This is a genomic window from Nonomuraea sp. NPDC049624 (assembly GCF_040675255.1).
Classification (GTDB): domain Bacteria; phylum Actinomycetota; class Actinomycetes; order Streptosporangiales; family Streptosporangiaceae; genus Nonomuraea.
The window spans coordinates 962,554-974,053 of the sequence record NZ_JBFAOR010000001.1; the positions used below are offsets into that span (position 1 = coordinate 962,554).

Here is an 11,500-nt window from a genome sequence, read left to right on the forward strand (position 1 = left end):
CAGTTCTGCCGGTTTTCCGCGCTCTGTAGCCTTCTCTGGTGGAAAACGTCACGCTCGACGAGGTCGACCGCGGGCTGCTGCACGCGTTGCAGGTGGACGGGCGGGCCTCGTTCAGCCGGATCGCCGAGGTGCTGGGGGTGTCCGACCAGCGAGTGGCCCGCCGCTACCGGCGGCTGCGCTCCAGCGGCGCGGTCCGGGTCGTCGGCGTGGTGGACCGGCAGCGGCTCGGCCACCAGTCGTGGGCCATCCGGTTGCGCTGCACGCCCGACGCCGGCGCCTCGATCGCCGAGGCACTCGCACGGCGGCCCGACACCTTCTGGGTGCATTTGCTGTCCGGCGGCACCGAGATCTCCTGCGGCGCCATCCAGCGCCTCGACCGGGAACGCGAGCCGCTGCTGCTGACCAAGCTGGCCAGGACCAACCGGGTGCTCGCGGTGTCGGCGCACCGGACCCTGCACATGTTCGTCGGCGGCCGCATCGGCTGGGCCGGGCTCGCCGCGCTCTCCGCCGACCAGGTCGCCCACCTGCGGGCCGGCCGCGTGTACGGCCCCCGCGACACCGGCGAGCACGTGACGCTCGGCTCCGGCGACGACGCGCTGCTGGCCGAGCTGTCCCGCGACGGCCGCACCGGCCACGCCGACCTGGCGGCGGCGACCGGCTGGTCGGAGTCCACGGTCAGGCGGCGGATGGACCAGCTCTGCGCGGCCGGCGCCCTGTTCTTCGACATGGACGTGCTGCCCCAGCTGCTGGACTACCGGGTCGAGGCCCAGCTGTGGATGTCGGTGCCGCCCGCCGACCTCGACGCGACCGGCCGGGCGCTGGCCGAGCACCCGGAGGTAGCCTTCGCCGGGGCGACCACGGGCCCGACGAACCTCGCGGCCAGCGTGGTGTGCCGCGACGACACCGCCTTCTACCGCTACCTCACCGACAGCCTGGGCGCGCTGCCCGCCATCCGGCACATCGAGACCGCGCCGATCATCAGGACCATCAAGCGGGCGGGCGCCGGGCTGACGAGTTGACCTCAAGCGGGCGGGCGCCGGGCTGACGAGTTGACCTCAAGTCGTCTTGAGGTTGCACGCTGGTCGTGGAAGTCGTTGCGGATGAGGAGTGGTCATGAGAGTGGTGCAGGTGACGCGGTTCGGCGGGCCCGAGGTGCTGGAGACGCGGACCGTCCCGGACCCCGTGGCCGGGCCGGGCGAGGTTGTGGTGCAGGTCGGCTTCGCGGAGATCAATTTCATCGAGACGCAGCTCAGGCGGGGGTTCACGCCGGGGCCGCCGCTGCCGGAGCCGCCGTACGTGCCGGGTGGGGGCGTGGGCGGGCTCGTGCTGTCCGTGGGCGATGACGTCGATGCCGGGCTGGTGGGGCGGCGGGTGGTGGCCCGTACGCCGGGCTTCGGCGGCGGGAACGCCGAACTGGTCGTGGTCAGGGCCGCGGACCTGATCGAGGTGCCGGACGGGCTCGCGCTGGCCGACGCCACGGCGCTGCTCATCGACGGCAACACGGCCATGGGCCTGTTCGCGAACGCCGCGATCCGGCCCGGCGAACGGGTGCTCGTCCAGGCCGCCGCCGGCGGGCTCGGCAGCCTGCTCGTGCAACTGGCGCGCGGGGCCGGCGCGCGGGTGGTCGGGGCGGCGGGCGGCGCGGCCAAGCTGGCGGTGGTCGCCGGGCTCGGCGCCGAGGCCGCCGTCGACTACTCGCGTCCCGGCTGGACCCAGGAGGTCCTCGACGCGACCGGCGGGCGCGGGCCCGACGTGGTCTTCGACGGCGTGGGCGGCGAACTCGGCCGCCAGGCGTTCGAGGTGACCGCGCGCGGCGGGCGGTTCTCCGTGCACGGCGCGTCCAGCGGCAGCGCCACGACCGTCGATCCGGCCGAGGCCGAGCGCCGGGGCGTCACCGTGCTCGGCCTGGAGCAACTGTTCGCCCTGGGCCAGGACGGGAACGAGCGGACCGTGCACGCGCTCGCCGAGGCGGCGGCCGGACGGCTCAAGGCGGTCGTCGGGCGCACGTTCCCGCTGGAGCAGGCGGCCGAGGCGCACGCGGCGATCGAGGCGCGCGCGGTGAACGGCAAGACCCTGCTGGAGGTCTGACCCACCCACGGCCCCCGGCGGGGTGCCGGGGTCATAATCGAGGCGTGCACCGGCCGTCCAGGCGACTCCTCCTCCAGGCGGGCGGCGACGGGCGACCGGCTGAGGCTCGCCTTCGGGGCGACGGCCGCGCTGGAGGGTGCTTCGGTGACGGTGACCGTCCGGCTGGCGTGACGGGTCAGGAGAGCACGGCCTGGGCGGCGACCAGCTCGGCGTACCTGCCGCCCATGGCCGTCAGCTCGTCGTGGGTGCCGCGTTGCACCACCCGGCCCGCGTCGATCACGAGGATCAGGTCGGCGTCCCTGACCGTGCTGAGCCGGTGGGCGATCACGATCCGGGTCTGGACGAGCCGGCTCAGGTTCGCCTCGATGGCCGCCTCCGTGGCGCTGTCGAGGTTGCTGGTGGCCTCGTCGAGCAGCAGCACCTTCGGGCGCGACAGGACGGCGCGGGCCAGCGCGAGCCGCTGCCGCTGCCCGCCGGACAGGCCGCCGCCGTCGGTGAGCATCGTCTCGTACCCCATGGGCATGTCCATGATCTCGTCGTGCAGCGCCGCCAGGCGGGCCGCGGCGACCACCCGCTCCAGGGACGCGCCCGGCTCGTTCAGCGCGATGTTCTCCCTGATCGAGCCGCTGAACAGGGACGGGTCCTGGGTGACCACCCCGAACTGGCGGCGCAGCGTGCGCAGGTTCAGCTCGGCGGCCGGGACGCCGTCGTAACGGATCTCGCCGAGCACGGGCGTGTGCAGCGCGAGCAGCAGCCGGGCCAGCGTGCTCTTGCCCGAGCCGGACGCGCCCACCAGCGCGACCTTCTGACCGGGACGGATGGAGACCGAGACGTCGCGCACGGTCCAGGGGGCGCGCGGGTCGTGCCGGAAGCTCACCCCGCGCAGCTCGACCGCGCCCCGCAGCCGCAGCACCTCGATGCCGTTGCTCGGCTCCGGCTCCGAGGCCAGGATGTCGGAGAGCCGGTCGAAGTGCGCGCCCGCCTGCTGGAGGCTCTGCAGCCCGGTCATCAGCGAGCCGAGCGGGGTCAGCGCGCCGAGCGCGATGGCGTTCAGCGCCACCAGCGCGCCCACCGTGAGCTGCCCGTCGAGCACCCGCCAGGCGCCCAGCCACAGCAGCCCGAGCGGCGCCGTCACCCGGATCGCGGCCAGCGCCGACTCCAGCAGCCCTCTGGTCAGCCCGGCCCGCACGTCCGCGCTGAGCTGCCTGGCGAAGTGGGACGACCACTGGTCCACGGCCCGCTTCTCGGCGCCCGACGCCTTCAGCGTCTCGATGCCGGTGATCGTCTGGATCAGGCTGGTCTGGGACGCCGACAGCGCCGTCAGCTCCTGCCGGGTGAGCGTGGCGATCCGGCTCGTCGTGGCCAGCAGCAGGACCGTCTGCAGCACGGCCAGCCCGGTCAGCGCCAGCCCGAACACCGGGTCCCACAGGTAGACCAGCACCAGATAGCCCACGGCCAGCGGGCCGTCCAGCAGCGCCGCCACGACCTGCCCGGTGAGGATGTCGCCGAGCGTCGAGACGCTGCCCGCCCTGGTCACCAGGTCGCCCTTGCCGCGCTGCTGGAAGTACCGGTACGGCAACGTCACCAGATGGCTGACCAGACTCTCGGTGAGCTCCTGGTCGGCACGGGCCCGTACGGCGACCAGCAGCGCCGCCCGCAGGTACCCGATCACCAGCTGGGCCGCCCCCGCGAGCAGCACGGAGACGCCCAGCAGGGACAGCACGTCCACCGCCCGCCTGGGCACGATGGAGTCCAGGAGGAGCTGCGAGAACATCGGCAGCGCGAGCCCGAGCACCTGCAGCAGCAACGAGGCCGCGATGAGCTGCGCGAGCAGCCCCCTGCGCCGCCGGAACAGCGTCCGGACGAACTCCCTGCGCCAGGCCCCCGCCGCCGACGTCGTGCCGCGCCGGAACCCCTCGCCCGGCTCGAACACCAGCAGCACGCCGGTGAACCCGGCCCCGAACTCCTCCGGCGTCAGCCTGCGGCGGCCGTGCCCGGGGTCGACGACGTCCACGCGGTCGGGGGACCAGCGTTCGACCACGATGAAGTGGTTGAACTCCCAGTGCGCGACGGCGGGGAGCGGCACGCGGGCCAGGTCCTCGGGGGCCAGGGAGAAGGCGCGGGCCTTGAGTCCGTGGTCGCGGGCGCCGTCCACGATCGCCTTGGCGCTCAGGCCGTCGCGGCCGATCTGGAGGCGCTCGGCGACCTGGTGCAGCGTGGTGCGCTGCCCGTGGTGGCACAGCACCATGGCCAGGCAGGCCGCGCCGCACTCGGTGTCGGTGTTCTGGAGCAGTACGGGCAGGCGGCGCAACATCAGGCGACCGCCTCGACCGCGGCCATGGTCAGCAGCAGGCCGGTGGCGAGGAGCACGGCCACCAGCAGCCACAGCGCGAGGAACGACGGGGTGCTGATCACCGGCGGCATCCGGGTGACCCGCGACATCGCCCGGTGCCGCAGCGCCTCCTCCCGATAGATGCCCTGTCCGTCCCGCGCGGGGGGCGCCGCGTGGCGCGGGGCAGGGCGCGTCCTGCCGTACGGATCGGTCATGGCCGGCGCTCCCCGCCCGGAACCGTCACCCGCCACCCCCATGGCTCACCTGCCTCTCCACTCAAGTCCCGGCAAGCCTAGGAACGGCTACTTGGAAGCCACTTGGGATCCACTTCTCGACGCACCGCCCGCCGGACGTGCGCCTGACAGGCGGGTCAGCGGAAGAGCAGGTCGCCGAAGTTCGGGTCGGCCGGCTCGCCCGGGTCCCTCTCGCTCGGCGAGGGCAGGGCGGTGGGGGCGGGGTCCGAGGGGGTGGCGTCCGGCGTGGCCGTGGGGGAGGGGCCGGCCGAGCCCGTCCCGCCCGGCGTGGGCGTCGGCGTGACCGTGACCGTCGCGGACGGCGTGGGCGTCGCGGCCGGGCCGGTGGACGGACCGGGGGACGGCGTCGGGCTCGGCGGCCGGGTCGCCGGACGTTCGTGCCGCGGCTCGCCGGCCGCCCGCCCGTCCCGGCGGTCCTTGCGGCCGGGGGCCCTGCCGGCCTCGCCCGGGGCCCGTCCGGCGACCTGGTCGGCCACCGTGCGGTCCGCGATGATCTCGTAGATCACGATGCTGCCCATGCTGACGGTGAACACCAGGGCCGCGGCCCCGCCCACCCTGGCCCAGCGCGGCCTGCGCCCGCGCAGGGCGACGGCCGTGCGCCGCTTCACCCTGTCGCCCGTGCGCTTGAGGTAATGCGTGTAGACGTCGGCGATGACGGTGCTGGCCACGCTCATCATCGCGGCGCCGATCACCGTCCCCGCCGTCCCGAGGTAGGAGGCCGCGACCGCGGCGGTGACCGCGGCCAGGGCGCTTCCCACGATCTGCGGCACGCTCAGCTCCAGCTTCCGCTGCTTGCCGCTCATAGCCAGGATCGTCCCCTCTTGTGGTGCGACGAAGGTGAACAAGCCACCTTGGCCCCCACGGGACGGGACGCCCACGGCGACGCGCGGCAGTTTGCCGCGTCCTGGACCCGCGCTTGACGAGGGCGGGAACCGGCCCGAGCGCGGCGGCGGGTCACCGCACGAGCGGAAGCCGGTTCACCCCCGTCATGGTCGGCGTGGGCATGAAGACCACCGGGTCGCCGGGATCGGTGCGCAGGACGCCGACCCGGTCGAGCAGGATGTTCAGCGCCACCCGCCCTTCCAGCCGGGCCAGGGGGGCGCCCAGGCAGAAGTGGATGCCCCGGCCGAAGGCGAGATGCGGGTTGGGGTCGCGGCCGGCGTCGAAGACGTCGGGGTCGGGGAACTGCCTGGGGTCCCGGTTGGCCGCGCCGAGCCAGAGCATGACCATCTTGTCGGCCGGGATCGTCGTCCCGCCCAGCTCGACCTCGCGGGTGGTCGACCGGGCCAGCCCGGCGAACGGGGTGAACAGCCGCAACGACTCCTCGATCACGGCCGGCACGGTGGAGCGGTCGGCCCGCACCTTGTCCTGCTGCCCGGGGAAGGCGTCCAGGCACACGACCGTGTTGCCGAGCAGCATCGTCGTGGTGATGTGCCCGGCCAGCAGCAGCAGTATCGCGAAGTTGACGACCTGCTCTTCGGGCAGGCGCTCGCCGTCCACCTCGGCCTCGACCAGCTTGGTGAGCAGGTCGGCGCGGGGCCGCGTGCGGCGCTCCGCGGCGTGCCCGGCGAGGTACTGCGTCATCTCCCGCCATGGTTTGAGGGTCTTCGCCACGTTCGCGCTCTGGTCCTCCACCGGCTCGGCGAGCGAGACCTTGGCGTCGCGCTGGAACAGCCCGTCGGCCCACTGCCTGAACAGGGCCCGGTCGCTGCTCGGCACCCCCAGCAGCTCGGCGATGACGATGACGGGGAGCGGGTAGGCCAGGTCGCCCACCAGCTCCAGGCGGTCGCGTCCGTCGGCCGCGTCGAGCAGCTCGTGGGTGAGCTCGGCGATCCGCGGTTCGAGGTCCGCGACGACCTTGCGGGTGAACGCGCTGCTGACCAGCTTGCGCAGCTTGCCGTGCTCCGGCGGGTCGATCTGGGTGATGAACCCCGCCAGCGAGAAGTCCTCGCCCTCCGGCAGCACCCCCTTGGGCACCAGCCGCATGGTGTCGGAGGAGAACGTGCCGGGGTCGGCGAGCACGTCGTGCACTTCCTGGTAGCCGTAGACGTTGTACATCCCGGCGGCGGCGTCGTACTCGACGGACGGGCCCGATCGCGGCCCGTGCAGCCAGAAGTGCTGCTTGGAGATGTTGTACCGTTCGACGATGTCGGACATCGCCTCTCCTTAGTCGTAGATCCACTTTCGGTAGGGCGGGATCAGTTCCTCGAGAATTGCGACGTACTCCGCCGCCGCCGCCGCCAGAACCTCGGCGGACGGCTGCACGGCGGGCTCGAAGGCGTGGCGCACGGTGAAGGCGAGCGCGTCCGCCTGCTCCTCGACGCTCAGCTCCGTCCCGACGGTGTCGATGCCGTCGAGCAGGTAGAAGCCCGTGGACGCGGCGCTCAGCGTGTACCGGGGGTGTGGCATGTCGGGCCTGAGCAGGCCGTACCGGTCGGCCACCCGCTGGAAGCGCTCGGCCGCGAGGAGGTCGTGGCTGCGCAGCGGGTGCTTGGCCAGTTTGCCCAGCAGTTCGATGTCGGTGGTGAACAACGCCCGCAGCAGCGGCCGGCGGCTCATGGAGACGAAGGCCGCCCGCGAGAACCGATGCGGCAGCACCTGGGCGGGATCGCGCCGCAGCAGCGCCGCGAACTCCTCCACGACCTCGATGGACTCCCGCAGCAGCAGCGCCTCGAACAGCTCGTTCTTGGTCCGCCAGTGCAGGTAGATGGTGCCCTTGCCCACCCCGGCGCGGGCCGCGATGTCGTCGACGGTGACCCTGCGGTAGCCGTGACGCAGGAGCAGCTCGCCGGCGGCGTCGAGGATCCGGTCGGCCCTTTCCACCATGCGCCCCCACCTCGTGACTAGATATGAAATCTGGTCATCAGTCACGGTACGCCGCGCCGGGGCTCCGCACAAGGGATCGCTCAGCCCAGGACGGCCGGCCGCAGCTCGTCCTCGCACCACTGACGGAAACCGGTGGGCGTGGTGGCCTGCGGGGTACGCGGCTCGGCGTTGTCCAGCCCCTGGTTCTTGGCCTCCATCATGTCGGCCATCCCCTGGGCCATCGCCTCCGACCAGCCCTGCTCGGCGATCATGGCCCGGAACGCCGCGATCGGCACGTGCCGCAGCCCGACCGGCCGTCCCAGCACCTCGGACATGATCCGCGCCGTGTCCTCGCCCGACAGGTCCTCCGGGCCGAGCACCGGGACGTCGGCCCGCCCGGTCCAGTCGCGGTCGAGCAGCAGCCCGGCGGCCACCGCCGCGATGTCACGGGTGGCGCAGGCGGGGGCCTTCAGGTCACCGTGGATCGGCGAGAAGAACACGCCCTGGTCCCTGATCACCGCCGCCTGGTCGAGCAGGTTGTCCATGAACGAGGGCAGCGTCAGGGCCCGGTAGTGCACGCCCGTGGCGGCGATCAGGTCGTCCATGGCCAGCGAGGCCGTCACGAGACCGGCGTTCAGCGGCAGGCCGCGGCCCAGGGCCGAGACCCCCACCACCCGGCCGACCCCGTGGCGCACGAACGCCTCGCACGCCGGCCGGCTGAAGTCCAGGTAGGCGGCGTCGAGGCCGGCGGCCCGCGGGTTCGGCGGAACGACCCAGAACACGGCGTCGGCGCCCGCGAACGCCTCCTCGACGACGCGGGCGTCGCCGTGCGAACCCGGCACGACCTCCACCCGCTCCCGCACGGCCGCCGGCAGCCGGGCCGGGTCCCGCACGACGACGCGGACCGGCTCCTCCGCGGCCAGGACGAGGTCGAGAACCTGCCGGCCGATCCGGCCGGTGGGCGTGGTGATGACGATCAAGGAGAACTCCAAGGGAATCGGGGATGTCGTGCTGGGGGGCACGGCCAGTCAACCGATCACGGCGGCGAACCTGAAGGACCGATCCGATCGCCATTGATACCCTGCGGATATGAATGACCTGGAGGTCCGCGAGCTCCGCTACTTCGTGGCCGTGGCCGAGGAGCTGCACTTCGGGCGGGCCGCCGAGCGGCTGGGCATGGCGCAGCCCCCGCTGTCGCGGGCGATCCGCGAGCTGGAACGCCGGCTGGGCGTGCGCCTGCTGGAGCGCACCACGCGGCTGGTCACGCTCACCCCGCCGGGCGAGGTCTTCCTGCGCGACGCCAGGACCGCACTCGACGCGGTCGCCGCGGCGGCCCGCCGGGTCCGGCACGCGGCCCGTCCCGAGCCGGGGCTCCGGGTGGCGCTCAAGGCCGACTACGACGCCGGGCTGCTGCCCAGGATCCTCGCGGCCTACCGCCACGAGGACGGCGCGCTCCCGGTCGAGCTGCTGCTGGGCGGGCGCAACGAGCAGGCCCCCGCCCTGCGCGACGGCCGGGCCGACGTCGCGCTGCTGACCACCCCCTTCGACGACCGCGACCTCGACACCGAGCCGCTGCTGAGCGAGCCCCGCCTGGTCGCGCTGCCGGCCGCCGACCCGCTGGCCGCCCGGCCCGTGCTGGCCATGGCCGACCTGGCCGGCCGGCCGCTGCCCGACGGCACCCCCGCCGAGCGGGACGGCGCCGAACCCCTCCCCGGCCACCCGCCGCGTCGCACCGGCCTGGACCTGGCCCAGGTCTGCAACCTGGTGGAACTGGGGAGCGCCGTCTGGTTCGTCCCCGTCTCGGTGGCACGGCGGCACCCCCGGCCGGGCATCGCCTACCGAGAGGTCGCCGACCTGCCGCCGTCCGAGCTGGCCGTGGGGTGGCCGCAGGGGTCCCGCTCGCCGGCCGTGGCCGCGTTCGTCCGCGCCGCGGTCGCCGTCGCAGGCCCCCTTCGTACGGGGGCGTAGCGGGATGCCGGGGGAGGGCCCCGGCCCTCGCCAAAAGGGGCAGCCTGGCACAATTGGCGCCGTGCCGAAGGACGCTGGCAGGTGAGGTCGCCCGGGAGGGGCGGGCCCCTGCGCTGGGGCGCCGAGATCGTGCTCGGACTCTGCCGCTCGGCCGTCCTGGTCCTGCTGACCTGCCTGATGCCGATCGTCGGCGTCGTCGTCGGCCACTTCGGCGCCGAGCTGGCCTACTCCTGGTCGGCGAACCTGACCGCGCCCCCGTTCGTCGTGGCCCTGGCGCTGCTGGGCGAGACGCTGCTGGTGATCCTGTGGATCGCCGTGGCCCTGTGGGTCGTGCACCCGCTGACCAGCCGCGCCTTCAGCCAGGCCGCCCGCCGGCTCGCCGCGCGCTGGCTCGGCCTGCGCATCGAGGTCGCCTACCGCACCCCCTCGCCGGTCACCCGCATGGCCACCGGCCACTGGTGGGACGGCGAGGAGTACCACAAGTCCGAACGGGAGGCCCGCCGCCGCGCCCGGATGAACGCCCGCTTCCACGACCCCCAGCTGCACTGGGACGGGCTGTGGTGCCTGCTCGCCGGGCTGACCGTGCTGCCGGTCGCGGCCCTGCCGCTGATCGGCCTGGCCGGCGGCGGCTACCTGACGCTCGTCCCTGACCTCCGCGGCCTCGGCCTCGCCCTGATCGTGGCCGGGCTGGCCGCCGCGCCGTTCGCCTGGCGCGTCCTCGGCCCCCTGGCCGGCCGTTTCCTCGGCCCGATCCCGGACTCGCGGCTCGGCCGGCGGGTGGCGGAGCTGGAGTCCGTGCGCGCCGACCTGACCCAGACCCAGGCCGCCGAGCTCGAACGCATCGAGCGCGGCCTGCACGACGGGGCCCAGGCGCGGCTGGTCGGCATGGGCATGTCGATGCAGGCCGCCGAACACCTCCTGGAGAGCGACCCCGCCGCCGCCCGCGCCATCCTGGCCGACGCCCGCGCCTCGTCGATCGCGGCGCTGGCCGAGCTGCGCTCGCTGGTCCGCGGCATCAACCCGCCGGTGCTCACCGAGCGCGGCCTGGTCGACGCCGTCCGGGCCCTGGCGCTAGACGCGCCCGTCGAGGTGGACGTACGCAGCTCCGTGCCCGCGCGGCCCGAGCGTCCGGTCGAGTCCGCGGTCTACTTCGCCGTCGCCGAACTGCTGGCGAACGTGGCCAAACACGCCCGCGCCACCCGGGCGACCGTCGAGCTCGGCTACGAGCCGCAGGCGCGGACCCTCACCGCGACCGTCACCGACGACGGCGCCGGCGGGGCGAGCGCGTCCGCCGGCTCCGGGCTGGACGGCGTCAGACGCCGGATGGCTGCCTTCGGCGGCCGTCTGGACATCGACAGCCCCCTCGGGGGTCCCACCCGCGTCTCAGTGGCGGTGCCGTGCGACTTGTCATAGCCGAGGATCTCTTCCTGCTCCGCGACGGGCTCGTCCGGCTCGTCCAGGCGTACGGGCACACCGTCGTCGCGGCCGTCGACTCCGGGCCCGCGGCGCTCGAAGCGCTGGTCGGCCACCGTCCCGACGTGGCGATCGTGGACGTGCGGCTGCCGCCGACCTTCTCCGACGAGGGGCTCCAGGCCGCGCTCGCCGCCCGCCGCGAGGTGCCGGGCCTGCCCGTGCTGATCCTCTCCCAGCACGTGGAGCAGCTCTACGCCCGCGAACTGCTGGCCGACGGCCAGGGCGGCGTCGGCTACCAGCTCAAGGACCGCGTACTCGACGCCGGCCAGTTCATGGACGCGCTTGCCCGGGTCGCCGACGGCGGCACGGCGCTCGACCCGACGGTGGTCGCGAAGCTGCTCGGCCGCCCCGCCCACGCCGACCCCCTCGCCACCCTCACCGAACGCGAACGCTCGGTGCTCGAACTGATGGCCGAGGGCCTGTCGAACGCGGCGATCGCGGCCCGGCTGTTCCTCAGCGAGGGCGCCATCAGCAAGTACACGACCACGATCTTCGCCAAACTCGGCCTCGCCGCCGACGACGACACCAACCGCCGGGTGCGCGCCGTCCTCACCTACCTGGGCGCCACCGCCCCCTAGCG

At 74.0% G+C, this 11,500-nt stretch carries 11 protein-coding genes; 5 read left to right on the forward strand and 6 right to left on the reverse strand.

Annotated features, from left to right (window positions below):
* Nucleotides 1-38 precede the first annotated feature (38 nt).
* Together AB0J76_RS05100 and AB0J76_RS05105 are read left to right on the forward strand one after the other, a co-directional pair.
* Nucleotides 39-1,019, forward strand: a complete 981-nt coding sequence (locus tag AB0J76_RS05100) for an Lrp/AsnC family transcriptional regulator (RefSeq protein WP_352318492.1) — start codon at nucleotides 39-41, stop codon at nucleotides 1,017-1,019.
* A gap of 94 nt (nucleotides 1,020-1,113) precedes the next feature.
* Complete coding sequence (locus AB0J76_RS05105; protein ID WP_352318494.1) at nucleotides 1,114-2,088, forward strand: zinc-binding dehydrogenase; 975 nt, start codon at nucleotides 1,114-1,116, stop codon at nucleotides 2,086-2,088.
* A 175-nt stretch (nucleotides 2,089-2,263) separates the two neighbouring features.
* Here the strand turns inward: AB0J76_RS05105 and AB0J76_RS05110 are convergent, their stop codons facing one another.
* The 6 genes from AB0J76_RS05110 to AB0J76_RS05135 all read right to left on the reverse strand — a co-directional run bounded on the left by AB0J76_RS05110 (nucleotide 2,264) and on the right by AB0J76_RS05135 (nucleotide 8,459).
* Nucleotides 2,264-4,402 carry a peptidase domain-containing ABC transporter gene (locus AB0J76_RS05110; RefSeq protein ID WP_352318496.1) on the reverse strand — a complete coding sequence of 713 codons (2,139 nt, stop codon included), beginning with the start codon at nucleotides 4,400-4,402 and terminating at the stop codon, nucleotides 2,264-2,266.
* The gene (locus AB0J76_RS05115) at nucleotides 4,402-4,635 is read right to left on the reverse strand and encodes a hypothetical protein (protein WP_352318497.1); all 234 of its coding nucleotides are present in this window, start codon (nucleotides 4,633-4,635) and stop codon (nucleotides 4,402-4,404) included. The genes AB0J76_RS05110 and AB0J76_RS05115 overlap by 1 nt, the downstream gene beginning before the upstream one ends.
* 155 nt (nucleotides 4,636-4,790) lie before the next feature.
* Nucleotides 4,791-5,477, reverse strand: coding sequence for a hypothetical protein (locus tag AB0J76_RS05120; RefSeq protein ID WP_352318499.1), 687 nt, complete (start codon nucleotides 5,475-5,477; stop codon nucleotides 4,791-4,793).
* 151 nt (nucleotides 5,478-5,628) lie between these two features.
* Entirely contained in the window at nucleotides 5,629-6,831 is a 1,203-nt protein-coding gene (locus AB0J76_RS05125; RefSeq protein WP_352318501.1) for a cytochrome P450, read from the reverse strand.
* Between the two features lie 9 nt (nucleotides 6,832-6,840).
* Nucleotides 6,841-7,500, reverse strand: a complete 660-nt coding sequence (locus AB0J76_RS05130) for a helix-turn-helix domain-containing protein (protein WP_352318503.1) — start codon at nucleotides 7,498-7,500, stop codon at nucleotides 6,841-6,843.
* A gap of 80 nt (nucleotides 7,501-7,580) precedes the next feature.
* The gene (locus AB0J76_RS05135) at nucleotides 7,581-8,459 is read right to left on the reverse strand and encodes an NAD(P)H-binding protein (RefSeq protein ID WP_352318505.1); all 879 of its coding nucleotides are present in this window, start codon (nucleotides 8,457-8,459) and stop codon (nucleotides 7,581-7,583) included.
* Nucleotides 8,460-8,568: 109 nt separating this feature from the next.
* Here AB0J76_RS05135 and AB0J76_RS05140 point away from each other — a divergent pair, with 109 nt between their 5' ends.
* The 3 genes from AB0J76_RS05140 (at nucleotide 8,569) to AB0J76_RS05150 (ending at nucleotide 11,498) form a co-directional block, all read left to right on the forward strand.
* A complete protein-coding gene (locus tag AB0J76_RS05140) occupies nucleotides 8,569-9,447 on the forward strand; it encodes a LysR substrate-binding domain-containing protein (RefSeq protein WP_352318507.1) in 879 nt (292 codons plus the stop codon).
* Nucleotides 9,448-9,528: 81 nt separating this feature from the next.
* Nucleotides 9,529-10,860, forward strand: a complete 1,332-nt coding sequence (locus tag AB0J76_RS05145) for a histidine kinase (protein ID WP_352318509.1) — start codon at nucleotides 9,529-9,531, stop codon at nucleotides 10,858-10,860.
* Nucleotides 10,845-11,498 carry a response regulator transcription factor gene (locus tag AB0J76_RS05150; RefSeq protein ID WP_352318511.1) on the forward strand — a complete coding sequence of 218 codons (654 nt, stop codon included), beginning with the start codon at nucleotides 10,845-10,847 and terminating at the stop codon, nucleotides 11,496-11,498. The genes AB0J76_RS05145 and AB0J76_RS05150 overlap by 16 nt, the downstream gene beginning before the upstream one ends.
* Nucleotides 11,499-11,500 lie beyond the last annotated feature (2 nt).